At 64.9% G+C, this 25,057-nt stretch carries 27 protein-coding genes and 1 tRNA gene; 21 read left to right on the top strand and 7 right to left on the bottom strand.

Annotated elements, in window-relative coordinates:
* The first annotated feature begins 130 nt into the window (after positions 1-130).
* The 11 genes from kdsD (at position 131) to ACOJB8_RS08055 (ending at position 9,798) form a co-directional block, all read left to right on the top strand.
* Positions 131-1,117: an arabinose 5-phosphate isomerase KdsD gene (gene kdsD, locus ACOJB8_RS08105; protein WP_342949515.1), complete on the top strand. Its 987-nt coding sequence runs from the start codon at positions 131-133 to the stop codon at positions 1,115-1,117.
* Complete coding sequence (locus tag ACOJB8_RS08100) at positions 1,117-1,671, top strand: KdsC family phosphatase (RefSeq protein WP_069264851.1); 555 nt, start codon at positions 1,117-1,119, stop codon at positions 1,669-1,671. Before kdsD ends, ACOJB8_RS08100 begins: the two co-directional genes overlap by 1 nt.
* Positions 1,668-2,270, top strand: coding sequence for an LPS export ABC transporter periplasmic protein LptC (lptC, locus tag ACOJB8_RS08095; RefSeq protein WP_342949516.1), 603 nt, complete (start codon positions 1,668-1,670; stop codon positions 2,268-2,270). The genes ACOJB8_RS08100 and lptC overlap by 4 nt, the downstream gene beginning before the upstream one ends.
* Before the next feature lie 31 nt (positions 2,271-2,301).
* Positions 2,302-2,994, top strand: a complete 693-nt coding sequence (gene lptA / locus ACOJB8_RS08090; RefSeq protein WP_069264856.1) for a lipopolysaccharide transport periplasmic protein LptA — start codon at positions 2,302-2,304, stop codon at positions 2,992-2,994.
* Entirely contained in the window at positions 2,991-3,782 is a 792-nt protein-coding gene (lptB, locus tag ACOJB8_RS08085) for an LPS export ABC transporter ATP-binding protein (RefSeq protein WP_069264858.1), read from the top strand. The genes lptA and lptB overlap by 4 nt, the downstream gene beginning before the upstream one ends.
* A 274-nt stretch (positions 3,783-4,056) precedes the next feature.
* Positions 4,057-5,574, top strand: coding sequence for an RNA polymerase factor sigma-54 (locus ACOJB8_RS08080; RefSeq protein WP_342949517.1), 1,518 nt, complete (start codon positions 4,057-4,059; stop codon positions 5,572-5,574).
* A gap of 173 nt (positions 5,575-5,747) precedes the next feature.
* The gene (gene hpf, locus ACOJB8_RS08075) at positions 5,748-6,104 is read left to right on the top strand and encodes a ribosome hibernation-promoting factor, HPF/YfiA family (protein WP_028201861.1); all 357 of its coding nucleotides are present in this window, start codon (positions 5,748-5,750) and stop codon (positions 6,102-6,104) included.
* Between the two features lie 353 nt (positions 6,105-6,457).
* Entirely contained in the window at positions 6,458-6,913 is a 456-nt protein-coding gene (ptsN, locus tag ACOJB8_RS08070; protein ID WP_069264863.1) for a PTS IIA-like nitrogen regulatory protein PtsN, read from the top strand.
* 201 nt (positions 6,914-7,114) lie between these two features.
* Positions 7,115-8,083 carry an HPr(Ser) kinase/phosphatase gene (gene hprK / locus ACOJB8_RS08065; RefSeq protein ID WP_028201859.1) on the top strand — a complete coding sequence of 323 codons (969 nt, stop codon included), beginning with the start codon at positions 7,115-7,117 and terminating at the stop codon, positions 8,081-8,083.
* A gap of 140 nt (positions 8,084-8,223) precedes the next feature.
* The gene (rapZ, locus tag ACOJB8_RS08060) at positions 8,224-9,117 is read left to right on the top strand and encodes an RNase adapter RapZ (RefSeq protein ID WP_069264864.1); all 894 of its coding nucleotides are present in this window, start codon (positions 8,224-8,226) and stop codon (positions 9,115-9,117) included.
* 42 nt (positions 9,118-9,159) lie between these two features.
* Positions 9,160-9,798: an LON peptidase substrate-binding domain-containing protein gene (locus tag ACOJB8_RS08055; RefSeq protein ID WP_069264867.1), complete on the top strand. Its 639-nt coding sequence runs from the start codon at positions 9,160-9,162 to the stop codon at positions 9,796-9,798.
* A 29-nt stretch (positions 9,799-9,827) separates the two neighbouring features.
* Here the strand turns inward: ACOJB8_RS08055 and mutY are convergent, their stop codons facing one another.
* Positions 9,828-10,961 (bottom strand): A/G-specific adenine glycosylase, encoded by a 1,134-nt coding sequence (mutY, locus tag ACOJB8_RS08050; RefSeq protein ID WP_368618125.1) that lies wholly within the window; start codon positions 10,959-10,961, stop codon positions 9,828-9,830.
* Positions 10,962-10,976: 15 nt separating this feature from the next.
* Positions 10,977-11,807: a bifunctional DNA-formamidopyrimidine glycosylase/DNA-(apurinic or apyrimidinic site) lyase gene (mutM, locus tag ACOJB8_RS08045; RefSeq protein WP_069264868.1), complete on the bottom strand. Its 831-nt coding sequence runs from the start codon at positions 11,805-11,807 to the stop codon at positions 10,977-10,979.
* A gap of 122 nt (positions 11,808-11,929) precedes the next feature.
* On the opposite strand from mutM, the gene ACOJB8_RS08040 reads away from it, so the two are divergent.
* From ACOJB8_RS08040 to hisC, 8 genes are all read left to right on the top strand, one after another.
* Complete coding sequence (locus tag ACOJB8_RS08040; RefSeq protein ID WP_368605855.1) at positions 11,930-13,765, top strand: tetratricopeptide repeat protein; 1,836 nt, start codon at positions 11,930-11,932, stop codon at positions 13,763-13,765.
* Positions 13,765-14,427 (top strand): lipoprotein insertase outer membrane protein LolB, encoded by a 663-nt coding sequence (gene lolB / locus ACOJB8_RS08035; RefSeq protein ID WP_069264872.1) that lies wholly within the window; start codon positions 13,765-13,767, stop codon positions 14,425-14,427. The genes ACOJB8_RS08040 and lolB overlap by 1 nt, the downstream gene beginning before the upstream one ends.
* An 80-nt stretch (positions 14,428-14,507) precedes the next feature.
* Positions 14,508-15,410, top strand: a complete 903-nt coding sequence (gene ispE, locus ACOJB8_RS08030) for a 4-(cytidine 5'-diphospho)-2-C-methyl-D-erythritol kinase (RefSeq protein WP_475012026.1) — start codon at positions 14,508-14,510, stop codon at positions 15,408-15,410.
* 50 nt (positions 15,411-15,460) lie between these two features.
* Positions 15,461-15,537 (top strand) — tRNA-Gln (locus ACOJB8_RS08025).
* An 89-nt stretch (positions 15,538-15,626) separates the two neighbouring features.
* Positions 15,627-16,583 carry a ribose-phosphate pyrophosphokinase gene (locus tag ACOJB8_RS08020; protein WP_069265235.1) on the top strand — a complete coding sequence of 319 codons (957 nt, stop codon included), beginning with the start codon at positions 15,627-15,629 and terminating at the stop codon, positions 16,581-16,583.
* Positions 16,584-16,752: 169 nt separating this feature from the next.
* Positions 16,753-17,361 carry a 50S ribosomal protein L25/general stress protein Ctc gene (locus tag ACOJB8_RS08015; protein WP_069264876.1) on the top strand — a complete coding sequence of 203 codons (609 nt, stop codon included), beginning with the start codon at positions 16,753-16,755 and terminating at the stop codon, positions 17,359-17,361.
* A 149-nt stretch (positions 17,362-17,510) separates the two neighbouring features.
* Entirely contained in the window at positions 17,511-18,113 is a 603-nt protein-coding gene (gene pth / locus ACOJB8_RS08010; protein WP_342949522.1) for an aminoacyl-tRNA hydrolase, read from the top strand.
* Positions 18,114-18,128: 15 nt separating this feature from the next.
* Positions 18,129-19,196 carry a histidinol-phosphate transaminase gene (gene hisC / locus ACOJB8_RS08005; RefSeq protein ID WP_342949523.1) on the top strand — a complete coding sequence of 356 codons (1,068 nt, stop codon included), beginning with the start codon at positions 18,129-18,131 and terminating at the stop codon, positions 19,194-19,196.
* Between the two features lie 69 nt (positions 19,197-19,265).
* On the opposite strand, the gene ACOJB8_RS08000 is transcribed toward hisC, so the two are convergent.
* The 3 genes from ACOJB8_RS08000 to rsmD form a co-directional block, all read right to left on the bottom strand.
* Positions 19,266-19,526 (bottom strand): YfhL family 4Fe-4S dicluster ferredoxin, encoded by a 261-nt coding sequence (locus ACOJB8_RS08000; RefSeq protein ID WP_069264882.1) that lies wholly within the window; start codon positions 19,524-19,526, stop codon positions 19,266-19,268.
* An 80-nt stretch (positions 19,527-19,606) separates the two neighbouring features.
* Positions 19,607-20,110: a pantetheine-phosphate adenylyltransferase gene (coaD, locus tag ACOJB8_RS07995; protein ID WP_069264884.1), complete on the bottom strand. Its 504-nt coding sequence runs from the start codon at positions 20,108-20,110 to the stop codon at positions 19,607-19,609.
* A gap of 108 nt (positions 20,111-20,218) precedes the next feature.
* Complete coding sequence (gene rsmD / locus ACOJB8_RS07990) at positions 20,219-20,860, bottom strand: 16S rRNA (guanine(966)-N(2))-methyltransferase RsmD (protein WP_475012023.1); 642 nt, start codon at positions 20,858-20,860, stop codon at positions 20,219-20,221.
* Positions 20,861-21,144: 284 nt separating this feature from the next.
* On the opposite strand from rsmD, the gene ftsY reads away from it, so the two are divergent.
* Entirely contained in the window at positions 21,145-22,314 is a 1,170-nt protein-coding gene (ftsY, locus tag ACOJB8_RS07985; RefSeq protein WP_342949525.1) for a signal recognition particle-docking protein FtsY, read from the top strand.
* Between the two features lie 98 nt (positions 22,315-22,412).
* Here ftsY and maiA read toward each other — a convergent pair whose 3' ends face one another.
* Both maiA and ACOJB8_RS07975 read right to left on the bottom strand, forming a co-directional pair.
* Entirely contained in the window at positions 22,413-23,060 is a 648-nt protein-coding gene (maiA, locus tag ACOJB8_RS07980; RefSeq protein ID WP_475012021.1) for a maleylacetoacetate isomerase, read from the bottom strand.
* Positions 23,061-23,104: 44 nt separating this feature from the next.
* Positions 23,105-23,803: a fumarylacetoacetate hydrolase family protein gene (locus tag ACOJB8_RS07975; RefSeq protein ID WP_342949527.1), complete on the bottom strand. Its 699-nt coding sequence runs from the start codon at positions 23,801-23,803 to the stop codon at positions 23,105-23,107.
* A 235-nt stretch (positions 23,804-24,038) separates the two neighbouring features.
* Here ACOJB8_RS07975 and ybiB point away from each other — a divergent pair, with 235 nt between their 5' ends.
* Positions 24,039-25,001 (top strand): DNA-binding protein YbiB, encoded by a 963-nt coding sequence (gene ybiB, locus ACOJB8_RS07970; protein ID WP_475012019.1) that lies wholly within the window; start codon positions 24,039-24,041, stop codon positions 24,999-25,001.
* The last annotated feature ends 56 nt before the right edge of the window (positions 25,002-25,057 follow it).

Genomic DNA, 25,057 nt, shown 5'->3' with positions numbered 1-25,057 from the left:
TTTACATGAATAACGGGCTAAATGGGAAGGGCTACGGAGAAACGGCTGGGCAAGCCCGGCGGCTCGCGCACGGGGTTTTGGCGCTGGGGGCGCCGGCGCGGCGCGCAGACGCCTTTGCTATACTCCGCGGATGATAGCGAAAATCAATGGCGACCGGGCGCTGAAGCTCGCTCGCAACGTGCTCGACATCGAAGCGGACGCCGTGCGCGGGCTTCGCGACCGGCTCGACGACAACTTCGTCGGCGCGGTCGACCTCATCCTCAGCTGCCGTGGACGCGTGGTCGTTTCCGGCATCGGCAAATCGGGCCATATTGCCCGCAAGCTCGCGGCCACGCTGGCCTCCACGGGCACCCCCGCGTTTTTCGTGCACCCGGCGGAAGCGAGCCACGGCGACCTCGGCATGGTCACCGCCGACGACGTCTTCATCGGCCTGTCGAACTCCGGCGAATCCGAAGAACTCGTGGCGATCCTGCCGCTCGTCAAACGCATTGGCGCGAAGCTCATCGGCATGACGGGCAATCGCCCGCAATCGACGCTCGGCCAGCTTTCCGACGTGCATCTGGACGCCGGCGTGGAGAAAGAAGCCTGCCCGCTGAACCTCGCGCCCACCGCCAGCACGACGGCGGCACTCGCGCTCTCCGACGCACTCGCGGTCGCGGTGCTCGACGCGCGCGGCTTCGGTGCCGACGACTTCGCGCGCTCGCATCCGGGCGGCGCGCTCGGCCGGCGCCTGCTCACCTACGTGCGCGACGTGATGCGCACGGGCGACGAAATCCCGAAGGTGCGCGACGACGTGACCGTGCGCGACGCCCTCTTCCAGCTCACGGCCAAGCGCATGGGCATGACGGCGATCGTCAACGCCGACAACCACGTGCAGGGCATCTTCACGGATGGCGACCTGCGCCGTGTGCTCGAGCGCGTGGGCGATTTCCGCGACCTGCCGATCGCTCAGGTCATGACGAAAGGCCCGCGCACGATCGGCCCGGACCAACTTGCCGTCGAAGCTGTGGAACTGATGGAGCGCCATCGCATCAATCAGATGCTGGTCGTCGATGCCGAGGGCACGCTGATCGGCGCCCTCAACATGCACGACCTGTTCTCCAAGAAGGTGATCTGATGGCTAGCCCACTCGACGCAACCGCGCGCGCCGCGCGTGTGCGCTTGATGATTTTCGACATCGACGGTGTGCTCACCGACGGTGGCCTGCTCTTCACCGGCGCGGGCGACACGATGAAGGCGTTCAACTCGCTCGACGGCCACGGCGCGAAGCTCCTGCGCGAAGCCGGCATCGACACGGCCATCATCACCGGGCGCCGTTCGGAGATCGTCGCCGTGCGCGCGAAGGAACTGAAGATCACGCATCTGTGGCAAGGCGTGGAAGACAAGCGCGTCGCGTTCGCCGAGCTGCTCTCGCAAACCGGCATTGCGCCCGAAGCGTGCGGCTACATGGGCGATGACTGGCCCGACCTCGGCGTGATGCTCCAGTGCGGCTTCGCGGCTGCGCCCGCGAACGCCCACCCCGACGTGCTCTCGCGCGCCCACTGGGTGTCCGACAAGGTGGGGGGCCACGGCGCCGTGCGCGAAGTCACCGACCTGATCCTGCGCGCGCAGAACCGCTACGACGCCCTGCTCGCCGCGGCCTGCGCGCCGCTCGCCGGGATGCCGCGATGAACCACCAGAAGTTCCGCCTCACGTCGCTCGTGCCGCTCGTGTGCGTCGCCGCGCTCGCCGGCTTCACGTGGTGGCTGCTGCAGGCCGTCCAGCCGCGCGAGAAAGAGGCGGCGCCGCGTGCGCCCACGCATACGCCCGATTATTTCGCCGATAACTTCTCGGTGTCCGAGCTCGACCAGTCGGGCGCCACGCAGTACCGGCTCACGGCCACGCACATGGTTCACTACGAGGACGACGAGAACAGCGACCTCACGAACCCGGCCGTGCGCGCATTCCAGCCCGGCAAGCCGATCGTCACGGCCACCGGGCTGCGCGGCACGGTCAACGCCGACGCCTCGATCGTCAATCTGTACGACAACGCGCGCATTCTGCGCGCGGCGGGCGCCGGCGACCCCGAAATGCAGGCTGATTCCGAGCATTTCAAAGTGCTCGTGAACGACGATGTGATCCTGACCGAAAAGCCGGTTAAACTTCGACGCGGCCAGTCGGTCATGACGGCCACCAGCGGCATGAACTACAACAATGTCTCCCGGGTCATCCAGCTCTTCGGCAACGTCCGTGGAGCCATCGCCCCGGCAGACTCCGGCGGCTCGTCCTGAACGCCGGGCCGTCCACGCAAGGCACGATTGCATGAACGATTCGCTTCCCCGTCCACTGAACGGCCGTTCGCCTGACGCCCGCCGCGCACGCTTCGCGGCGCTGATGGCGCTCGCCAGCGCGCTGCTGTTCGCCGGCCTCGCGCCCGCGGCCCACGCCGAGCGCGCCGACAAGGACAAGCCGCTCAATATCGAAGCGGACAACATGACCTATGACGATCTGAAGCAGCAGACCGTCTTCACGGGCCACGTGGTTGCCACCAAGGGCACGATCCTCATCAAGGCCGACAAGCTCGTCGTCACCCAGGACCCGCAGGGCTACCAGTTCGCGACCGGCACCGTCGCGCCGGGCACGCCCGCCGACAAGCTCGCCTACTTCCGCCAGAAGCGCGAAGGCCTCGACGAATACGTCGACGGCACGGCCGAGCGCATCGACTACGACGGCAAGCAGGACCTCACCACGCTCACGACGCGCGCGACGGTGCGCCGCCTGCAGGGTCTCTCGACGGTGATGGATCAGGTCCACGGCAGCGTCGTCACGTACGACGGCCAGAACGACTTCTACACGGCGCGCTCCGGCAAGGACGTCGCGGGTCCCGGCAACCCCGGCGGCCGCGTTCGCGCGATGCTCTCGCCGCGCAACACCGCCACCGGCGCACAGCCGCCCGCCGGCGCCCCGGCCGCCCTCACGCCGTCCACCAAGCTGCAGGAAGCGCCGCCACAGTGAATACCGTCACCGCCACCCAAAGCTACGGCCGCCAGCTGGCCGGCAAGACGAGCACGCTCGTCGTGCGCAACCTGAAGAAGCGCTATGGCTCGCGCACCGTCGTCAAGGACGTGTCGCTCGACGTGAAGAGCGGTGAAGTGGTCGGACTGCTCGGCCCCAACGGCGCCGGCAAGACCACGTCGTTCTACATGATCGTGGGTCTCGTGCCGCTCGACGCGGGCGAGATCGACCTCGACGGCCGCTCCATCAGCCTTCTGCCGATCCACAAGCGCGCGGCGCTCGGTCTTTCGTATCTGCCGCAGGAAGCCTCGGTGTTCCGCAAGCTCACGGTCGAGGAGAACATCCGCGCGGTGCTCGAACTGCAGGTCGATGGCAACGGCAAACGTCTGTCGAAAGACGTCATCACCGAGCGCGCCGAAGCGCTGCTCGAGGAGCTGCAAATCGCGCATCTGCGCGAGAATCCGGCGCTGTCGCTCTCGGGCGGCGAACGCCGGCGCGTCGAAATCGCGCGCGCGCTCGCAACCGATCCGAGCTTCATCCTGCTCGACGAGCCGTTCGCGGGCGTCGACCCGATCGCCGTGCTGGAAATCCAGAAGATCGTGAAGTTCCTGAAGCAGCGCAACATCGGCGTGCTGATCACCGACCACAACGTGCGCGAGACGCTCGGCATCTGCGATCACGCGTACATCATCAGCGACGGCAGCGTGCTCGCGGCCGGCGCACCCGGCGAGATCATCGAGAACGAGAACGTGCGCCGCGTTTACCTCGGCGAGCACTTCCGCATGTAAGCCCCCGGGCGCGCCTCGCGCGCCCGTTCACCGCAGTCCCGCAGCGCCCACCCGGGCGCGCGCGATCCGCTTTCGCGTTTTTCCCGCCTCATCTTTCGCGTTTCCCCGTGTAACTGCTCGACCTTGCCCCCAAAACGGTGCATGGCAGGCCCGGGAGCGCCCCTGTTTGCGCACCAAATTCCGGGCAGGCACCGGCGTGGCGCACGCTCGTTTTTGCGAGTGCCCCGTGGTTTCGTCCGCGTGGCAAACTCTTTACAATGGTTCGCACACCGCCATGAAAGCCAGCCTCCAACTCCGCCTCTCGCAGCATCTTGCGCTCACGCCACAACTGCAACAGTCCATCCGGCTGCTGCAGCTGTCGACGCTCGAACTGCAGCAGGAGGTCGCGACGGCGATCTCGCAGAACCCGCTGCTCGAGAACGAGGACGACTGGATCGCGAGCCCGCTGCGCGTGGCCGCGGACGGCTCGGTCATCGCGCAGCCGCCCGCGCCCTCCGGCGCCGAGCCGATGCAGGGCGCGAACAGTTCCACCTCGACGTCCAACGGCAGCGGCGAAAACAGCGAGAGCGAGCCGCGAGGCGTGGACGAATACGACGGCCTTGGCGGCGACGCGAACGGCGACGCGAGCCAGTGGAACCTGGACGATTACGGCCGCTCGGGCAACGCCTCCGACGACGACGACCTGCCGCCGCTGCAGATCCACGAATCGACCACCACGCTGCGCGACCATCTCATGGCGCAGTTGCGCGAAACGAACGCGAGCCAGCGCGACCGCGCGCTCATCACGTTTCTCATCGAATCGCTCGACGAAGACGGCTACCTCAGCGCGACCTGCGAGGAAATTCTTGCCGACATTCCCGAAGAATTCGAAGTCGACGCCGACGAATTCAATGCGGCGCTAGCGCTGCTGCATAGCTTCGACCCCGCGGGCGTGGGCGCGCGCTCGGCCTCCGAGTGCCTCAAGCTGCAGTTGTTGCGCGTCACTTCGTCGCCCACGCGCACGCTCGCGCTCGAAATCGTGTCGAACTATCTCGAACTGCTCGCCGCGCGCGACTTCACGCGGTTGCGCAAGCAACTGAAGACGGGCGACGACGAACTGCGTGACGCGCATGCGCTGATCCGTTCGCTCGAACCGTTCCCGGGTTCGTCGTATGGCAAGGCCGAAGCCGATTACGTGGTGCCCGACATCATCGTGAAGAGGACCGGCCAGAACTGGCATGCGGAACTCAACCCCGAGGTGGTGCCGAAGCTGCGCATCAACCACCTGTACGCGAATATCCTGCGCAACAACCGTGGCGATCCGGCTAGCGGTTCGCTGCGCCAGCAGCTGCAGGAAGCGCGCTGGCTCATCAAGAATATCCAGCAGCGCTTCGAGACGATCCTGCGTGTCGCGCAGGCTATCGTCGAGCGTCAGAAGAACTTTTTCGTGCACGGCGAAATCGCCATGCGCCCCTTGGTTTTGAGGGAGATTGCTGATACGCTGGGCCTACACGAATCAACTGTCTCGCGTGTGACAACCGGTAAATACATGCTGACTCCATTCGGGACACTTGAATTTAAGTACTTCTTCGGATCGCATGTATCGACGGACACCGGAGGCGCTGCATCGTCCACCGCCATCCGCGCCCTCATCAAGCAACTCATAGGAGCCGAGAACACCAAATCTCCTCTTTCAGACAGCCGCATAGCCGAACTGCTGGCAGAACAGGGCTTCGTGGTCGCGCGACGCACCGTTGCGAAGTATCGCGAGGCGCTGAAGATTCCAGCCGTCAATCTGCGCAAGTCTCTTTAGCCTGTTCCGGCTTTTTCGGAGCAGGCGTTTTCCGGCCGCTACGCCCGTTGGCGGACATGGCCGGCCGAGTTCGCCCGCCGTCGCAGGCCTTTCGGGGAGCCGCGTTCTGGCAGACAGTCGACCGGCATTGCCGCACTTCACGCGTCACGCGGCCATCAGCCTGGAGAAGCACTATGAATCTGAAGATCAGTGGACACCATCTCGAAGTAACGCCAGCGTTGCGAGAATACGTGATCACCAAACTGGACAGGGTGCTAAGACATTTCGATCAGGTAATCGATGGCAATGTGGTCCTCTCGGTCGACAACCATAAGGAAAAGGATAAGAGACAGAAGGTCGAAGTGAACCTTCATCTGAAAGGCAAGGACATATTTGTGGAGAGCGCGAACGGCGACATGTACGCCGCCATCGATCTCGTGGTCGACAAGCTGGACCGCCAGGTCGTACGTCACAAGGACCGCGTGCAGGGACATCAACATGAGGCGATCAAGCACCAGCCTGCGCCCATCATCGAAATCCCGCCGCAGTGATCCCACAGTGTCCTGTGTGGCGATTCACGCCATGAACCGGGGCTGGAGTCGATAGTTCATCCTCCGCCCCTCGAAGCGAAGCCGCCCAAACCGGGCGGCTTTTTCGTGAGTACGCGCAATGCTGGGTTTTACCGCTGGGTGCAACCGGGCAACGAGGGTTGCGCTCATGCGTGGCGCATCGCACCATCGGCGTGGACGCTTGTTCTATAATGGTCCAGTCGTATTACGGGGTCTAACGCGCCAACAGGTCCCCACGGTCCCGGCACCGGGCTTCGTCGCCAGATCCAAAGCTTCCGCCAAAGCGGTCAGCTGTCGGGGTGTGGAGCATTCAGGCCACGTTTTCGCCTGCCAACATGAATCGTTTAGCCAAAATACTTCCCATCGAGAACGTCGTCGTCGGCCTGTCCGTCACCAGCAAGAAACGCGTCTTCGAGCAGGCTGGCCTGATCTTCGAAAACCAGAACGGCATCGCCCGCAGCACGGTTACCGACAATCTTTTCGCACGCGAGCGTCTCGGCTCCACGGGCCTCGGCGAAGGCGTCGCGATCCCGCACGGCCGCATCAAGGGCCTGAAGCAGCCGCAGGCCGCCTTCGTGCGCCTCGCCGAGCCGATCGCCTTCGAAGCGCCAGACGGCCTGCCCGTGTCGCTTTTGATCTTCCTGCTCGTGCCCGAACAGGCCACGCAGCAGCACCTTGAAATCCTGTCCGAGATCGCACAACTACTGTCGGATCGCGAAACGCGTGAGCGGCTCCATACGGAAGAAGACCGCGAAACGTTGCATCGCCTGCTCACCCAGTGGCAACCTTGATGTAATGTGCGGCGTCTTGCGAGGCGCGGTCGCGGTACGCGCGGCCGAACAGCGCGCGCTCGACGCTCGTTGCAGGGGTGAAGCGTAAGGCGCCGGCAGCCGTGAACCACCCAGGTAGCGCACCGAGGCCAGGTCGCGCGGATTATTTAGCCAGCAATTCAGTCAGCCGTTAAGCGAGTCATCTCGCGGAGTCACCGACTCATGGACACTTCCAGCATCAACGCCCAAAGCATCTTCGACGACAACGCCACCACGCTGAAACTCAGCTGGCTGACGGGGCACGAAGGCTGGGAACGCGGCTTTTCGACCGAAACGGTGGCCACGGCCACGGCGAGCGCCGACCTCGTCGGTCACCTGAACCTGATCCACCCGAACCGCATCCAGGTGCTCGGCGACGCCGAAATTCACTACTACCAGCGCCAGACCGACGAAGACCGCTCGCGCCACATGGCCGAGCTGATCGCGCTCGAACCGCCGTTTCTCGTGGTCGCCGACGGCATGACCGCGCCGCCCGAACTGGTGCTGCGTTGCACGCGTTCTTCCACGCCGCTCTTCACCACGCCGATGTCGGCGGCCACCGTCATCGACAGCCTGCGCCTCTACATGTCGCGCATTCTCGCGCCGCGCGCGACGCTGCACGGCGTGTTTCTCGACATTCTCGGCATGGGCGTGCTGCTCACGGGCGACTCGGGTCTCGGCAAGAGCGAGCTGGGTCTGGAGCTGATCAGCCGCGGCCATGGCCTCGTAGCCGACGACGCCGTGGACTTCGTGCGCCTCGGCCCCGATTTCGTCGAGGGGCGCTGCCCGCCGCTGTTGCAGAACCTGCTCGAAGTGCGCGGCCTCGGCCTGCTCGACATCAAGACGATCTTCGGTGAAACGGCCGTGCGCCGGAAGATGAAGCTCAAGCTCATCGTGCAACTCGTGCGCCGCCCGGACGGCGAGTTCCAGCGTCTGCCGCTGGAGAGCCAGACCGTCGACGTGCTCGGCCTGCCCATCAGCAAGGTCACGATCCAGGTGGCCGCGGGCCGCAACCTCGCCGTGCTGGTCGAGGCCGCCGTGCGCAACACGATCCTGCAATTGCGCGGTATCGACACCCTGCGCGACTTCATGGACCGCCAGCGTCTCGCCATGCAGGACCCCGACAGCCAGTTTCCCGGCAAGCTGATCTGACGCCCGAAGCGGTGAGGCCGGCGAGGCGCGCGCAATGTACGCCGAGCGCGCCCTCGAAACGAGCGCCTGCGGCCCGGAGAGCCAATACAGGCGCGCGGATCGGATGCTATGATGACCCAATCGGGTTCATCGACTCTCCCATGCGTATCATCCTGATCACCGGCATTTCGGGTTCCGGCAAGTCAGTGGCGCTCAATGCGCTCGAAGACGTCGGCTATTATTGCGTCGACAATCTGCCGCCGCGCTTTCTACCGCAACTCGCCCAATATCTCAGCGACGACGGCTACGAACGCCTCGCCGTCGCTATCGATGCGCGCTCGAGTTCGTCGTTCGACGACATGCCGGAGATGATCCGCGACCTGGCGCTTCGCCACGATGTGCGCGTGCTCTTCCTCAACGCGAGCACGCAGTCGCTCATCCAGCGCTTCTCGGAAACGCGCCGCCGCCATCCGCTTTCGGGCTCCGCCGCGCACGACGCCAACGTGGGCATGCTCAAGTCACTCGAAGAAGCGATCGAGCACGAGCGTGAACTCGTTTCGAACCTCGCCGAGTTCGGCCATCAGGTCGACACGAGCAACCTGAGTTCCAACGCACTGCGCCAGTGGGTGAAGGTGTTCGTCGGCGGCGAGCGCGGCTCGCTCATGCTCACGTTCGAATCGTTCGGCTTCAAGCGCGGCGTACCGCTCGACGCCGACCTCGTGTTCGACGTGCGCACGCTGCCGAACCCGCATTACGACGCCCGCCTGCGCCCGCTCACCGGGCTCGATCAGCCCGTGATCGACTTTCTCAATGCGCAGCCGGCCGTCCACGAAATGATCGACGATGTCTATGCGTTCGTCGCGAAGTGGCTGCCGCATTTTCGCGCCGACAACCGCAGCTATCTCACCGTTGCGATCGGCTGCACGGGCGGACAACATCGATCGGTGTACATCGCCCAGACGCTCGCCACGCGCTTTGCCGGCGAGTCGAACGTTATCGTGCGTCACCGCGACGCGCCTCTCGATGTCGGAGAGTCGTCACGGCTGATCGCCTAACCGGCTGCGCATCGCGCGGCCCTTAACCGAAAGCGTTGCGCCATGTCCTCGTCTCCTGCCGTGCTTGGCCGTTTGCCGTTGTTCCCGCTGCATACGGTGCTGTTCCCCGGCGGCCTGCTGCCGCTCAAGATCTTCGAAGCGCGATACCTGGACATGGCGAGCGAGTGCCTGCGCGAGCACACGCCGTTCGGCGTGTGCCTGCTCAAAAGTGGCGCGGAAGTCGCGCAGCCCGACGAGACGACTGCCGTGCCCGAATCCGTGGGATGCCTCGCGCTCATCGAGCAATGCGATGTCGAGACCGTCGGCATGCTGCATATCCAGGCTCACGGCACGCAACGCTTTCATCTGCTCTCGCATCGCGTCGAAGCCGACGGCCTGCTCGTGGGCACGGCCGAGTTGATCCCCGAAGATATTCCACTGGAAGGCGGCAAACAGCTCGCGCAATTCGGCGCGTGTGCGGAAGTGCTCGAGCGCATCATCGCGACGATCCGCGAGCGCGATTCCGCGAGCCTGCCGTTTGCGGAGCCGTTCCGCTTCGACGATCCCTCGTGGGTATCGAACCGTCTGGCCGAGGTGCTGCCGATCGCGCTGCGCGCGCGTCAGAAGCTCATGGAGTTGAACGACGCCGGCGCGCGTATCGAAATCGTGCATCACTACATGCAGCAGCATCAGCTGCTTTGATGCAGCGTTGATGCCGCTTGCTCGCTGACTCAGATCAGCGGTCCACGCAAACCATCGAGCAGTTTGCGCACCGGCGCGGGCACGCCATACGCGTCGATGTTGCCTAGCGACACCCATGCGCTCTGTCCATCATTGGCTTCGAGCGGCGCAGCATTGCGCTTGAGTTCGATCACGCGCGGCTCGATGTCGAGCTTGAAGTGCGTGAACGTATGCGTGAGCGGCATGAGCGCCGAACTCGACGCCGCGCGCTCCGGCGTCACTCCGAAGTCTCGCGCGCGCTCGGCGAGCGCGGGTTCGTCCGCGGCTTCGGGCAAGCTCCACAACCCACCCCAGATACCCGATGGCGGGCGCTTCTCCAGCATCACCGCATCGCCGTCGAGCAGCACGAGCATCCACGTGCGCCGCGTGGGCACGGCCTTCTTCGGGCGCGCGGCGGGTAGTTCGCGTTGACGTCCCGTCGTGTTCGCCACGCAGTCCTGCGCGAACGGGCAGCGCGCGCAGTCGGGCTTGCCCCGCCCGCACAGCGTCGCGCCAAGATCCATCAAGCCTTGCGTGTACGCGCTCACGTCGGCGTCGCTCGCTTCGGGACCCGGCACGAGCGTTTCGGCGAGCGTCCACATCGCGTTCTCCACGCGCTTTTCACCAGGAAAGCCTTCCACGCCGAACACGCGCGCGAGCACGCGCTTCACGTTGCCGTCCAGGATCGTTTCGCGCGCGCCGAACGCGAACGACGCGATCGCCGCCGCCGTCGAACGGCCGATGCCGGGCAGCTCCGCGAGCGCCTCGACCGTCTGCGGAAACTTGCCACCGTGGGTATCGGCCACGACCTGCGCGCAGCGGTGCAGATTGCGCGCGCGCGAGTAATAGCCGAGGCCGGCCCAGAGCGCCATCACGTCGTCGTCGGGCGCGGCGGCGAGCGCTTCGACCGTGGGAAAGCGCTCGAGAAAACGCGCGTAGTACGGAATCACGGTCGAGACCTGAGTCTGCTGCAGCATGATTTCCGAGAGCCAGATGCGGTACGGGTCGCGCGTGTTCTGCCACGGCAGGTCGTGACGGCCATGCTCGCGCTGCCAGGCGATCAGGCGCGGCGCGAAACCGGTAAGCAGCTCAGCGGGATACGCGCCAGCCGGTAGCGGCACGGAAGTGGAAGAAGTTCGGTACATGGAAATGCCTGGCGCTCAGCGCTGGCAGCGCGGACAGAAATAAGTGGAACGCTGGCCCTGCACGATCTGTTTGATCGGCGTGCCGCACACGCGGCAGGGTTGGCCCGCGCGGTCATAAACGAAGTATTCGAGCTGGAAATAGCCGCTTTCGCCGTTGCTGCCGACGAAGTCGCGCAGCGTGCTGCCGCCCTTCTCGATGGCCGAGGCGAGCACGGCGCGCACGGCATCCGCGAGGAGTTCGTAGCGCGCAAGCGAAACGCGGCCCGCCGGGGTCGTCGGCCGGATACCGGCGCGGAACAGACTTTCCGATGCGTAGATATTGCCAACGCCCACCACGATATCGCCCGCGAGGAGAGCCTGCTTGACGGCGACCTTGCGGCCGCGGGTCTCGCGAAAGAGCAGTGCGCCGTCGAAGGCCGGTGTGAACGGCTCGATGCCGAGCGCCGCCAGCAGCGGATGGCCGAGCACGTCGCCAGCCTCGCGCGGGTGCCAGAGCACGGCGCCGAACCGGCGCGGGTCGCGAAAGCGCAGCGTGAAGTCGTCGAAGAACCAGTCGACGTGATCGTGCTTCTCCGCGGCCGGCGGCTTCGGCAGATTGCGCAGCACGCGCAGCGTGCCGGTCATGCCGAGATGCACGATGAACCAGCCTTCGTCGACCTCGAACAGCAAATACTTGCCGCGCCGCCCAACCGAACGTATCGTGCGGCCGCGCAGCGTACGGGCGAGCGTAGCCGGCACGGGCCAGCGCAATGCGGGGTTGCGCACCTCCACACGCTCGACGCGGCGGCCCGCGACCCACGGTTCGATCCCCCTTCGGGTAACCTCAACTTCTGGCAACTCTGGCATATCTCGCGGCCTGATTCGGATGCTGGTCCGGGTTGGTCTGCAACTTGCGTAAACGTGTGTGCGCGTTGTGCGCGTATTGTAGCCAGCGCGTTACAATCGACCGAAACATTCGACGGAATTCCATGGAACTGTCTTTCGTTAAGCTGTTCGCGAAGCGTCCCGCGACGCCCCGCGCCCCTGCCGCCTTCGCGCGTCGCCTCGTTGGCGCCGCAGTTCTCGCCGCCTGGGCGTTGACCACGTCGAGCGCATATGCGCAGGATCCGTCCCCTGACACGGACGACACTTCCGTCACCATGCCGGACGCTTTCGGTCCCCCCTCGCCCGACGAGAAGAAGGATCTGCCGGCCGTTCCGCTGTCGAGCCAGATCGTCTTCCAGGTGCTCGCCGCGGAAATCGCGCTGCAGCGCGACCAGCCTGCCCCCGCCTTTCAAACGTATCTCGCGCTCGCGCGCGACACGCACGACCCGCGCATGGCGCAGCGCGCGACGGAAATCGCGCTCTCGGCGCAAAGCCCGTCCGACGCCCTGAATGCGGTGCAGCTCTGGCAGCAGTACGCGCCCGATTCCGAGCGCGCGGCGCAGCTCGACGCGTCACTCCTCGTGCTCGCGGGCAGGCCCGACGACGCCCAGCCGCTGCTTGCGCGCGAACTCGCGAAGGTACCGGCCGACAGCCGTGGCCAGGCGATCCTCTCACTGCAGCTTCTGCTTTCGCGCGGTCCCAATCGCGTGGGCGGCCTGAATGTGCTCAAAACGCTGCTCAAGGACGACATGAACCGTCCCGAGGCGCAGCTCGCGATCGGCCGCCAGCAGCTGCTCGCCGACGACGCACCCGGCGCACGCAAGTCGTTCGAGCAGGCGCTCGCGCTCAAGCCCGACTACCTTCCCGCCGCGCTGATGCTCGCGCAGATGGGGCCGGAGGAGCGCGCCGAAGGCATTGCGTCGATCGAAAAATACGTCCAGCAGAACCCGAAGTCGCGTGAAGGGCGTCTCGCACTCGCGCAGACCTATCTCGCTGCCGACCGCCTCGACGACGCGCAGAAGCAGTTCGAGATTCTGCACAAGGACAACGCGACCGACCTGATGCCGCTCATGGCGCTCGCGCTCATCAGCGTGCAGCAGAAGAAGTTCGACGCCGCGCAGAAGTATCTGACGCAATACGCGCAGGTTGCCGAGAAGAATCCGGCCGCCGACCCAGGTCAGGCCTATATTTACCTCGCGCAACTGTCGGTCGAGCAGAAGGACGACGCCGGCGCACAGAAGTGGCTCGACAAGATCCAGCCCAACAGCCAGCAATATGTGCCGGCCCAGATCACGCGCGCACAGATCCTTGACAAGGAAGGCAAGACCGACGACGCGCGCCGTCAGCTCGCGAGCATTCAGGCCGACGATCCGCGCGACCAGGCGCTGATCGCGCGCACCGACGCCGCGATCCTGTTCGACGCGAAGCGCTACCCGGAAGCCGAGGCACGGCTCGCGAAGGCGACCGCCGACTTCCCGGACGACCCGGACCTCACCTATGACTACGCGATGGCTGCGGAAAAAACCGGCCACTACGACGTCATGGAAGCGCAGCTGCGCAAGCTGATCAAGACGCAGCCCGACAATCCGCAGGCCTACAACGCGCTCGGTTACTCGCTTGCGGACCGCAATCAGCGCCTGCAGGAAGCCGACAAACTGGTGGAAAAAGCCTCGTCGCTCGCACCGGACGACGCGTTCATCATGGACAGTGTGGGCTGGGTCAAATACCGCCTGGGTGACAATGCCGACGCGATCAAGCTCTTGCGCAAGGCCTACAGCCTCCAGCCGAACGCGGAAATAGGCGCGCACCTCGGTGAAGTGCTCTGGAAAAACGGCGACCAGGACGGCGCACGCGCCGCGTGGCGCGAGGCCCGCAAGCTCGAACCCGACAACGACACGCTCCTGAAGACGCTCAAACGCTTCCAGGTCAACGATCTCTGATGGCAGATTTTTTCACTTCGATTTCCCCCCAGGCCCTCACCGTTGCGCGCGCAGCCAGTTTCGTACGGCGCGCGTCGCTCGGCGCAGCGGCGGCCGCGCTCCTCGCGCTGACGGGTTGCGCGACGCAGCAGCCGCCGCGCCAACCTTCCACCTCGAACGCCACGACCTCGCTCAGTACGCAGACGAACCGCGCCTATCATGGCCGCTTCGCCGTTCAATATGTCGATCAGAACGGCCAGCAGCGCAACGCGTACGGCAACTTCGACTGGCACGAGACCGATTCGACGGTGACGCTGCAACTGCTCAATCCGCTCGGCCAGACACTCGCGCTCGTCACTTCCGCGCCATCGCAAGCCACGCTGGAACTGCCCAACCGCCAGCCGCTCACGGCCGACAACGTGAGCACGCTCATGCAGCAGGCGCTCGGCTTTGCCCTGCCCGTGGAAGGGCTGCGCTACTGGCTGCAGCCTTCGGTCGCGCCCACCTCGCATGCGCGCACTACGCCCGACTCGCAGAATCCGCAGCGGCTTTCGCAGATCGAGCAGGACGGCTGGACCATCGATTATGTCGCCTATGCCGACGCGCCGGCCAATGGCGTGAAACGCGTCAATCTCACGCGCGAAGCACCGCCGCTCCAGATCAAGCTCGTGCTCGACCAGTAAGCGGGCCGGTTGCGGTCTCTCATCAGCAATATCTGGCCGGCACGCGCCGGTCAGTATCCAGGCATCATCCCAAGAGCATCATGATCGAAACCCAGGACTCGCTGCGCGACTGCCTAGCGCCCGCGAAACTCAATCTCTTCCTGCACATCACGGGCCGGCGCCCCAATGGCTATCACGATCTGCAGACCGTATTCCAGTTGCTCGACTGGGGCGACACGCTGCATTTCACGCGCCGCCACGACGGCCGCATCACGCGCACCGTGGAAGTGGAAGGCGTACCTGCCGAGCACGACCTCACCGTGCGCGCCGCGACGCTGCTCAAGGAACACACGGGCGCGAGCGAGGGTGTCGAGATCGATATCGAAAAGCGTCTGCCGATGGGCGCGGGTCTCGGCGGCGGCAGCTCCGACGCGGCCACGACGCTGCTCGCGCTCAACCGCCTGTGGAAGCTCAACCTGCAACGCGAGGAATTGCAGGCGCTCGCACTCGAGCTGGGCGCGGACGTGCCCTTCTTCGTGTTCGGGAAAAATGCGTTCGCGGAGGGTGTTGGCGAAGCCCTCGAGGCTGTACAATTGCCCCCGCGTCATTTTTTGGTCGTGACGCCGCGGGTTCATGTTCCTACTGCCGAGATTTTTTCAGAAAAATCGTTGACAAGGGACACAAAGACCTGCACAATTGCAGTCTTTCTTGCACAGCAAGCAACGCAGAACGGATGGCCAGACAGCTTCGGTCATAACGATATGCAAGCGGTTGTCGCAGGAAAATACGCGGAAGTAGCGCAGGTGCTTCGATGGTTTGAGAGTGTCTCGAGCAGCATCGCACCAGCGCGGATGACCGGATCGGGTGCCAGCGTTTTTGCAGCATTCGCCAGTCGGTCCGAAGCAGAATCGGCACAGGCCAGACTGCTTGCGGAACAACCGGACTGGCGAAGCGCGGTAGCCTCGAGTCTGAACAAGCATCCACTCTTCGCTTTCGCGGCATAGTTTTGCATGGTTGATCGTCCTACCGGTCAGTCAGGCTCAAAGTTGAGTGTAGGGGAGTCGCCAAGTTGGTTAAGGCACCGGATTTTGATTCCGGCATGCGAGGGTTCGAGTCCTTCCTCCCCTGCCAAAAATTCCAGGCAGTTCGCTCTGTGGGTTACCCGGAGCAGTTCGCCCAAGTAGTTCCTCTCGCCCCCCAAAGTCCGCAGCAGGTGCATGATGAGCAGCCATGACGGCCTGATGGTTTTTACTGGCAACGCAAATCCCGCGCTTGCCCAGGAAGTCGTCAAGATCCTCGGTATTCCCCTCGGTAAGGCTATGGTTAGCCGCTTTTCCGACGGTGAAATCCAGGTCGAAATCCAGGAAAACGTGCGCGGCAAGGACGTCTTCGTCCTTCAGTCGACTTGCGCGCCGACCAACGACAACCTGATGGAACTGATGATCATGGTCGATGCGCTCAAGCGCGCATCCGCAGGCCGGATCACCGCAGCTATTCCCTACTTCGGCTATGCCCGTCAAGACCGCCGCCCCCGTTCGGCGCGCGTCGCCATCTCGGCGAAGGTCGTGGCGAACATGCTGGAAATCGCCGGCGTCGAGCGGATCATCACGATGGATCTGCACGCTGACCAGATTCAGGGCTTCTTCGATATTCCCGTCGACAACATCTACGCGACGCCCGTGTTGCTCGGCGATCTGCGCAAGCAGAATCACGAGAACCTGCTGGTCGTTTCGCCGGACGTCGGCGGCGTGGTGCGTGCCCGTGCGCTCGCCAAGCAACTGAATTGCGATCTCGCCATCATCGACAAGCGTCGTCCGAAGGCGAACGTCGCCGAAGTGATGAACATCATCGGTGAAGTCGAAGGCCGCACCTGCGTGATCATGGACGACATGGTCGACACCGCCGGCACGCTCTGCAAGGCAGCGCAAGTGCTGAAGGAACGCGGCGCGAAGAAGGTGTTCGCTTACGCCACGCACCCGGTTCTCTCGGGTGGCGCAGGCGAGCGCATCGCCGCTTCTGCTCTGGACGAACTCGTCGTGACCGACACGATTCCGCTGGGCGCCGAAGCGCGTTCGTGCGCGAAGATCCGCTCGCTCACGAGCGCAGGACTTCTCGCCGAAACGTTCTCGCGTATCCGTCGCGGCGACTCGGTGATGTCGCTGTTCGCGGAAAGCTAAAAAGAATTGACGCGCAAGGCGCGGTGTTCGCAAGGACGCCGCGCTTTTGCACGTAATCGGCGCGAACGGACGATGGTTCGCGCTGCATCGCCGGGGGCCGGAAGGCAGGCATTCTGCTGAAAAGGCCCCGTTTTACTGCCTGGTCGCGGGCAGTGCAATGGAGAATCAAATGAAAGTCATCGCTTTCGAGCGTAACCTGCAAGGTACGGGTGCGAGCCGCCGCCTGCGCATTGCTGGCAAGACCCCTGGCATCGTTTACGGTGTCGGCGCCGAGCCGCAACTGATCGAAATCGATCACAACGCGCTGTGGCACGCCCTCAAGAAGGAAGCCTTCCACTCGTCGATCCTCGACCTCGAAGTGGCCGGCAAGTCGCAGCAAGTGCTGCTGCGCGACGTGCAATACCACCCGTTCCGTCAGCTCGTGCTGCACGTGGACTTCCAGCGTGTGGATCCGAGCAAGAAGATCCACACGAAGGTGCCCCTGCACTTCATGAACCAGGAAACCAACCCGGCTGTGAAGACGGGTGGCGCGATCATCTCGCACGTTCTGGCTGAAATCGAAATCCAGTGCCTGCCGGGCCAACTGCCGGAATTCCTCGAAGTCGACCTCGCCAAGATCGAAGCCGGTCAATCGCTGCATGCCAAGGACATCACCCTGCCCGCAGGCGTGACGCTGGTTCAGCACGTCGAAGTGGAAAACCCGGTCATCGTGTCGGCACCCGTGCCGGCTGGCGCCCAGGCGGCTGCTGAAGGCGAAGAAGCGCCGGCTGCGGAGTAAGCGCAGCGGCCTCAATGAGCCGATCCTCTCGATCCGTTTCCCTGAAACGGTCGACGTGACCCGCCGCGGTTCGCCCCGGCGGGTTTTTTTTCGCACTTTTTCGTACACTTGCGGGTCAGTTCATCGATTTACGCAAGCGGAACACCACAATGATCAGGTTGATCGTCGGGCTCGGCAATCCGGGCGCCGAATACACGGCGACGCGCCACAACGCGGGCTTCTGGCTCGTGGACCAGCTCGCGCGCGAAGCCGGCACGACGCTGCGCGACGAGCGGCGCTTCCACGGCCACTACGCGAAGGCGCGACTCTACGGCGAGGAAGTGCATCTGCTCGAACCGCAGACCTATATGAACCGCTCGGGGCAATCGGTAGTCGCTCTCGCGGCGTTCTTCAAGATCCTGCCCGATGAGATCCTCGTCGCGCACGACGAGCTCGATCTGCCGCCCGGCGCCGTCAAGCTCAAGCTCGGCGGCGGCAGCGGCGGCCACAACGGCCTGAAGGACATATCCGCGCATCTGTCGACGCAGCAGTATTGGCGTTTGCGCATCGGCATCGGCCATCCGCGCGACCTGATTCCCGAAGGCGCGCGCGCCGGTGCAAAGCCCGATGTCGCGAACTTCGTGCTCAAGCCGCCGCGCCGCGAAGAGCAAGAGGTGATCGACGCATCGATCGAACGCGCGCTCGCCGTGATGCCGACGTTCGTGAAGGGCGAGGCCGAACGCGCGGTGATGCAGCTGCATCGCAACGGTTGAAACAAGGAGAGCGTCTTGAGTCGTTACTGGAGTGACATCGTCAACCGGCTCGTGCCCTACGTGCCGGGCGAGCAGCCCGCGCTCGCGAAGCCGGTCAAGCTCAACACCAACGAGAATCCGTATGCGCCCTCCCCGCGTGTGCTCGAGGCGATCCGCCACGAACTGGGCGAGACGGGCGAGTCGCTGCGCCGCTATCCCGACCCCGTCGCGAAGCGTCTGCGCGCCGCCGTGGCCGCGCATCACGGCATCCGCGCGGAGCAGGTGTTCGTCGGCAACGGCTCGGACGAGGTGCTCGCTCACGCCTTCCAGGCGCTGCTCAAGCACGACGAGCCGATCCTCTTTCCCGACATCACCTACAGCTTCTACCCGACCTACGCGCGGCTCTACGAGGTCGAGTACCGCACCGTGCCGCTCACGGAACAGTTCACGATTCGCGTCGACGATTACCGCCAGCCCAATGGCGGCGTGATTTTCCCGAATCCGAATGCGCCCACGGGTCACGCGCTGCCGCTCGCGGAAATCGAGCGGCTTGTCGCGGCGAACACGGAATCCGTGGTGGTGATCGACGAAGCGTATGTGGATTTCGGCGCCGAGTCGGCGATTGAGCTGATCGACCGCTATCCGAACCTGCTGGTCGTGCACACAACTTCGAAATCGCGCTCGCTCGCGGGCATGCGCGTGGGCTTCGCGTTCGGCCACCCCGATCTCATCGATGCGCTCAACCGCGTGAAGGACAGCTTCAACTCGTACCCGCTCGACCGCCTGGCACAAGCCGCCGCGACCGCCGCTTACGAAGACGGCGAGTGGCTGAAGACCACGAGCGCGCGCGTGATCGCCAGCCGCGATCGCCTGACGGCCGCGCTCACCGCGCTCGGCTTCGACGTGGTGCCTTCGGCGTCGAATTTCGTGTTCGCGACGCATTCTGCGCACGACGCGGCGGCAATTGCGGCCAAGCTGCGCGAAAATGAGATCTTCGTGCGCCATTTCAACGCGCCGCGCGTGAGCCAGCATCTGCGTATCTCGATCGGCACGGATGCCGAGTGCGACACGCTCATCGACGCATTGAAGGCCATCGTCGCGTAAGAAGGCGGCAGGATGAAATAAAAAACGCGCCAGTTGGCGCGTTTTTTATTTTCCGCAGAATTGCGCGATTCAGGCGTTGTTCTTGGCGGCCGTCAGCGCGTGGTACTTCTGCATCAACTGCTCGGGCGACTCGACATGCTCCGGATTCTTGGGAATGCACTCCACCGGGCACACCTGGATGCACTGCGGCTCATCGAAATGGCCGACACATTCGGTGCACTTCTTCGGGTCGATCACATAGATTTCCGGGCCCATCGAGATCGCGTCGTTCGGGCACTCGGGCTCGCACACGTCGCAATTGATGCACTCGTCGGTAATCATCAGGGCCATGCTGTTCTCACTTCCCGCCGGCGCGAAGGCCGGCTCACACGTTGCTTAGCCCGACAGTTTACGCTGCTTTGGCCGGGCGTTCACACCTTCGTAACCGGGGCGCCCATCGAGGCCACCTTGTCCTGCAAGCGCTTTTCCACGGACGGAAACACGAACTTGCTCACGTCGCCGCCCAACTGGGCGATTTCGCGCACAATCGTGCCCGAAATGAACTGATACTGGTCCGATGGCGTCATGAACATCGTCTCGACGTCGGGCAGCAGGTAACGGTTCATGCCCGCCATCTGAAATTCGTACTCGAAGTCCGACACCGCGCGCAGGCCGCGCACGATCACGCGTGCGTTGTTGGTGCGCACGAAGTCCTTCAGGAGCCCCTTGAAGCTCATGACCTGCACGTTCGGATAGTGGCCGAGCACCTCGTGGGCAATCTCGAGCCGCTCGTCGAGCGAGAAGAAAGGCTTCTTGTTGCGGCTGTCCGCAACGCCGACTACCAGCGTGTCGAAAATGCTCGACGCGCGCCGCACGAGATCTTCGTGGCCGCGCGTGAGCGGGTCGAAGGTACCGGGGTACACGGCGACTACCATGAGGCTTCTCCTCTCAACAGAAATGGGGCGCAATGCAGTGCCGTGGCGACGCATGCGCACGTGCGTGCGTGACGGCCAGGCCGCCCGCCGCTTCTTATCGAACGCGCATTATTCCTCATTTTCGCGCTGCAGCAAATGATAGTGAACGGCGCCGGCCCGGCCCTCGCGCATCACGCTCCAGCCCGCCAGCGCGGGCCGCGCAGCTGGATCGATACGCTCACCTGACTCCACGTAAAGCCATCCGTCCGGGGCGACGAGCGGCGCAGCCAGGTCGAGTGAGCGCTCGAGCAGCGCGGTGTCGCCGAACGGGGGATCGAGGAACACCACATCGAACGAGCCTGGCGCGAGATTGGCCGCGAGACGCAGTGCGTCGGCTTCTGCGATTTCGATCATGCGCGCGCCAAGGCGCGCCTGGTTCGAGCGCAGTTGCGCGGCGGCGCGCGCGCTGCGCTCCACCATCACGACGCGCGCGGCGCCCCGCGACGCCGCCTCGAAGCCGAGGCCGCCGCTGCCCGCGAAAAGGTCGAGGCAACGCAGACCGTCGAGACGCTGGCCAAGCCAGTTGAAGACCGTCTCGCGCACGCGATCGGGGGTCGGACGCAAACCGTCGAGGTCGAGCACCGGCAGCGGCGTGCGCTTCCAGTCGCCGCCGATGATGCGGATCGTGTGCGCACCGCCGCCGCCACGTGCGCGGGGATCGGGCTGATGGGTGCGGCCGCCTTGGCCACGTGAAGGTGAGGAACGGGTCATGCGTTGGGTCGTACCGCTGCGTGCATTTGACCGCTGGCAGTTACCTCGCCGGCGGAACTCGACTCTGGGGGTTCGACGCTTTCGCATCGCGCCCTCCAATGCGCGCACGTTACCACAGGGGCGCGCAGGTGCCGCGTGCGCGCCGCAACGCTCCCACGGCGATGCCGCAGCGACTCCAGCTAACGCGCCTGATAAAATGCCATGTTTTCCGCGCGTTACCTCTTCCATGCTGTCGCTGACCGCCCCTCGGTCCGACCCGCAGCGCGCCTGACCCACCCCAGACCATGTTCAGTTTCTTCAAACGATTCCGCGGCTCGAAGGACGCCGAGAACGCGCCGGCCGAGAATGCGCAGGACGAAGCCACTCTCGAGGCGCCGGACGAGGCCGTTGATAAGGCCGTTGATGAGGCCGCCAGCGCGCCGCACCAAACGTCGCCCGCGCCCTCCGCTCCACCGGCCGTGACCGCTCCGGTCGAGCCGCAGCAAGCCGTCGACAATGACGACGAACCGGAAACCGTCGAGATTGTCCCGCCGCCAGCGCTCGAGCCCGAAGCCAGGCAATCGTGGCTCAAGCGTCTGAGGTCGGGGCTCTCGAAAACCGGCTCGAACATCCAGAGCATCTTCGTCAACGCGAAGATCGACGACGATCTCTACGAAGAGCTCGAAACCGCGCTGCTGATGTCGGATGCGGGCGTCGACGCGACCGAATATCTGCTCGAAACGCTGCGCCAGAAGGTACGCGCCGAGCGCCTGACCGACGCACAGCAGGTGAAGAACGCCCTGCGCGAGTTGCTCATCGGCCTGCTCAAGCCGCTCGAGAAGTCGCTCATGCTCGGCCGCGCGCAGCCGCTCGTGATGATGATCGCGGGCGTGAACGGCGCGGGCAAGACCACCAGCATCGGCAAGCTCGCCAAGCATCTGCAAAGCTTCGACCAGAGCGTGCTGCTCGCCGCCGGCGACACGTTCCGCGCCGCCGCGCGCGAACAGCTCGCCATCTGGGGCCAGCGCAACAACGTGACGGTCGTGCAGCAGGAAAGCGGCGATCCGGCAGCGGTGATCTTCGACGCCGTGAGCGCCGCGCGCGCGCGCCGCATCGACGTGGTGATGGCCGACACCGCTGGCCGCCTGCCCACGCAATTGCATCTGATGGACGAGCTGAAGAAGGTCAAACGCGTGATCGGCAAGGCGTTCGACGGCGCACCGCACGAGGTGGTGCTCGTGATCGACGCGAACACGGGCCAGAACGCGCTCGCACAGGTCAAGGCCTTCGACGACGCGCTCGGCCTCACCGGCCTCATCGTCACGAAGCTCGACGGCACCGCCAAGGGCGGCATCCTCGCCGCGATCGCGCGGCAACGCCCGATCCCCGTGTATTTCATCGGCGTGGGCGAAAAGGTCGAAGATCTGCAGCCGTTCGTGGCCGAAGAATTCGCCGACGCGCTGCTTGGCAGCTGATAGCGCGCAATTACCCGGCTTTAGATGGACGAAGGGCGTCGTTCTCACGAACGACGCCCCTTTTTCATTGTCGCGGCCAGTGCAAACCGGTCATGCGCTCATTCCGTGTCCGGCTGCACGCCCGGCGCGGCGCGCGCGAACGCGTCGAGCGTGAGCGCGTAGTCGTTGATACGCTGAATGGTCGGGTAACGCGTCGTGTCGATCTTGAAGCGGTTCGCGTTGTAGACCTGCGGCACGATGCAAAGATCGGCGACGGTCGGCGTGTCGCCGAAAGCGAGCTTGCCGGTGCGCGGATCGCTGGCGAGCCGCTGTTCGAGCGTCGCGAAGCCCGCCTCGATCCAGTGGCGGTACCACGCATCTTTCGTCGCGTCGTCGGCGCCTACGGTGTGCTTGAGGTACTTGAGCACGCGCAGGTTGTCCACCGGATGAATCTCGCACGCCACCTGCAGCGCGAGCGAGCGCACATGGGCGCGATCGATGGGCGACTTCGGCAGCAGCGGCGGCTCGGGATGCGTCTCTTCCAGATATTCGATGATCGCGAGCGACTGCTGAAGCGTGTGCCCTTCGTCGTCGACGAACGACGGCACGATCGCATCGGGATTCACCTGGCGATAGGCGGCCTTGAGCTGCTCGCCGCCGTCGCGCACGAGGTGAACCGGGACGTACTCGTACGACAGGTTCTTCAGATTCAGCGCAATTCGCACCCGATACGATGCCGAACTGCGGAAATAGCTGTAAAGCTTCATGCTCCTCTCTTGCTCCTCTTGAATCGTGCTGCGGCGCGCGCCGCTCAGACGACCCGCACGGCGAATTCGCCGATTCCTGCCACACCGCCCGTCATCAGATCGCCCTTGACCACGGCGCCCACGCCTTCGGGCGTGCCCGTGTAGATCAGGTCGCCGGCCTTGAGTTCGAACAGCGTCGAAAGGAACGCGATCGTGTCGGCAACCGGCCAGATCATCTGCGAGATATCCGAGCGCTGTTTCTCCTCGCCGTTGACTGCGAGCCAGATTTCGCCCTTCTCGAGCTGGCCGATCTTCGAGACCGGATGGATCGGGCCGATCGGCGCCGAATGGTCGAACCCCTTGGCCGTATCCCACGGACGACCGAGCTTCTTCGCCTCGCCCTGCAAGTCCCGGCGTGTCATATCGAGGCCGAGCGCGTAGCCAAACACGTGGTCGAGCGCGCTCGCGACCGGAATGTCCTTGCCGCCTTTGCCGATTGCCGCGACGAGTTCCATCTCGAAGTGCACGTTCTGCGATTGTGCGGGGTACGGAAATTCGGCGGTCGAGCCTGGTGCAACGTAGAGCACGGCGTCGGCGGGCTTGGAGAAGAAGAACGGCGGTTCACGGTTCGGATCGTGGCCCATCTCGCGCGCATGCGCTTCGTAGTTGCGGCCAACGCAATAGATGCGCCGCACCGGGAAACGCGTGTCGGTGCCTGCCACCGGCACCGAGGCGAGTGCCGCCGGTTCGAATACGTACGTCATGGAGTTCTCCGTCTTTGTGATGGCGCGTGCACGAAGCACGCGTGCCTGTCGATCGCGCGGCTTGCGCCGTCAGAACAATCGCGAGTGTAACGCGCGGCGGTAGGCGTGCGCGGCGGCGTCTTCACGCGGCCGGCCGGGCGCGGCCGGCGAGGCACCGCGTGCTCGTGCGATACTTCCCGCATCCCCATTTCAATACGACGGCGGCCCTCGGCACGCCGTCGAACGAACCGCGCCCATGACCACCGCCGACTCCACCGACATCTTCCCGTGCGCCCGCTTCATCAAGGAGATCGGCCGCGGACCGCACGGCGCTCGCTCGCTCTCGTCCGAAGACACGCAAGCCCTGTACGCCGCCATGCTCGACGGCCGCGTGCCCGAGCTGGAGCTAGGCGCGGTGCTGCTCGCCTACCGCCTCAAGGGCGAAACCGCGGATGAGCTGGCCGCCATGCTCTGCGCGGCGCACGCCTCGTTCGCGCCGCTCGCGGTGCCGCGAGGCGACTATCGGCCTGTGTCGATCCCAAGCTACAACGGCGCGCGCAAGCAGCCGAATCTCGTGCCGCTGCTCGCCTTGCTGCTCGCGCGCGAAGGTGTGCCGACGCTCGTGCACGGCGTCGTGACCGATCCGGGTCGTGTCACGAGCGCGGAAATCTTCGCGGCGCTGAATCGTCCCGAAGCACGCGATCACGCCGAAATCGAGGCGCAACTGGCGTCGGGCCGCGTGGCGTTTTCGTCGATCGACACGCTCGCGCCCAAACTCGCGCGCCTGCTCTCGATGCGCCGGCGCATGGGCGTGCGCAACTCCACGCATACGCTCGTGAAGCTGCTGCAGCCGTTCGCGGAGCCGGGCCTGCGTCTCGTGAACTACACGCACCCGCCGTACCGCGAAAGCCTCAGCGCCCTCTTCGCGGCGCATCCGGAAGCGGCGGTGGGCGGCGCGTTGCTCGCGCGCGGCACTGAGGGCGAAGCCGTCGCCGATACCCGCCGCCAGGTGCAGGTCGACTGGCTGCACGACGGCATCTGCGAAACGCTGGTCGAACCGGAGCGCTCGTCGCCCGGCGCGCCCGAAATCGATCTCCCCGAAGGCCGCGATGCACCGACTACAGCCGCCTGGATCGATGCCGTGCAGCGCGGCGAAGCGCCGGTGCCGGATGCGCTCTCGCGCCAGATCGAGACGATCAAACGCATCGCGAAGCGCTGACGATCGAACCCGAAAACCCGGCGCTCAAGCCGCCGAGGGCCGTGCGGGGCGGGCGA

It is taken from the genome of Paraburkholderia sp. BR10141 (genome assembly GCF_056155635.1).
The sequence above is the reverse complement of the archived record's forward strand: the minus strand, read 5'-3'. Positions and strand labels throughout refer to the sequence as shown.

Bases quoted from the DNA above. Each gene is read 5' to 3' on its own strand.
- kdsD (WP_342949515.1), top strand. From the start codon at position 131: ATGATAGCGAAAATCAATGGCGACCGGGCGCTGAAGCTCGCTCGCAAC.
- ACOJB8_RS08100 (WP_069264851.1), top strand. From the start codon at position 1,117: ATGGCTAGCCCACTCGACGCAACCGCGCGCGCCGCGCGTGTGCGCTTG.
- lptC (WP_342949516.1), top strand. From the start codon at position 1,668: ATGAACCACCAGAAGTTCCGCCTCACGTCGCTCGTGCCGCTCGTGTGC.
- lptA (WP_069264856.1), top strand. From the start codon at position 2,302: ATGAACGATTCGCTTCCCCGTCCACTGAACGGCCGTTCGCCTGACGCC.
- ACOJB8_RS08080 (WP_342949517.1), top strand. From the start codon at position 4,057: ATGAAAGCCAGCCTCCAACTCCGCCTCTCGCAGCATCTTGCGCTCACG.
- hpf (WP_028201861.1), top strand. From the start codon at position 5,748: ATGAATCTGAAGATCAGTGGACACCATCTCGAAGTAACGCCAGCGTTG.
- ptsN (WP_069264863.1), top strand. From the start codon at position 6,458: ATGAATCGTTTAGCCAAAATACTTCCCATCGAGAACGTCGTCGTCGGC.
- hprK (WP_028201859.1), top strand. From the start codon at position 7,115: ATGGACACTTCCAGCATCAACGCCCAAAGCATCTTCGACGACAACGCC.
- rapZ (WP_069264864.1), top strand. From the start codon at position 8,224: ATGCGTATCATCCTGATCACCGGCATTTCGGGTTCCGGCAAGTCAGTG.
- ACOJB8_RS08055 (WP_069264867.1), top strand. From the start codon at position 9,160: ATGTCCTCGTCTCCTGCCGTGCTTGGCCGTTTGCCGTTGTTCCCGCTG.
- mutY (WP_368618125.1), bottom strand. From the start codon at position 10,961: ATGTACCGAACTTCTTCCACTTCCGTGCCGCTACCGGCTGGCGCGTAT.
- mutM (WP_069264868.1), bottom strand. From the start codon at position 11,807: ATGCCAGAGTTGCCAGAAGTTGAGGTTACCCGAAGGGGGATCGAACCG.
- ACOJB8_RS08040 (WP_368605855.1), top strand. From the start codon at position 11,930: ATGGAACTGTCTTTCGTTAAGCTGTTCGCGAAGCGTCCCGCGACGCCC.
- lolB (WP_069264872.1), top strand. From the start codon at position 13,765: ATGGCAGATTTTTTCACTTCGATTTCCCCCCAGGCCCTCACCGTTGCG.
- ispE (WP_475012026.1), top strand. From the start codon at position 14,508: ATGATCGAAACCCAGGACTCGCTGCGCGACTGCCTAGCGCCCGCGAAA.
- ACOJB8_RS08020 (WP_069265235.1), top strand. From the start codon at position 15,627: ATGAGCAGCCATGACGGCCTGATGGTTTTTACTGGCAACGCAAATCCC.
- ACOJB8_RS08015 (WP_069264876.1), top strand. From the start codon at position 16,753: ATGAAAGTCATCGCTTTCGAGCGTAACCTGCAAGGTACGGGTGCGAGC.
- pth (WP_342949522.1), top strand. From the start codon at position 17,511: ATGATCAGGTTGATCGTCGGGCTCGGCAATCCGGGCGCCGAATACACG.
- ACOJB8_RS08000 (WP_069264882.1), bottom strand. From the start codon at position 19,526: ATGGCCCTGATGATTACCGACGAGTGCATCAATTGCGACGTGTGCGAG.
- coaD (WP_069264884.1), bottom strand. From the start codon at position 20,110: ATGGTAGTCGCCGTGTACCCCGGTACCTTCGACCCGCTCACGCGCGGC.
- rsmD (WP_475012023.1), bottom strand. From the start codon at position 20,860: ATGACCCGTTCCTCACCTTCACGTGGCCAAGGCGGCCGCACCCATCAG.
- ftsY (WP_342949525.1), top strand. From the start codon at position 21,145: ATGTTCAGTTTCTTCAAACGATTCCGCGGCTCGAAGGACGCCGAGAAC.
- maiA (WP_475012021.1), bottom strand. From the start codon at position 23,060: ATGAAGCTTTACAGCTATTTCCGCAGTTCGGCATCGTATCGGGTGCGA.
- ACOJB8_RS07975 (WP_342949527.1), bottom strand. From the start codon at position 23,803: ATGACGTACGTATTCGAACCGGCGGCACTCGCCTCGGTGCCGGTGGCA.
- ybiB (WP_475012019.1), top strand. From the start codon at position 24,039: ATGACCACCGCCGACTCCACCGACATCTTCCCGTGCGCCCGCTTCATC.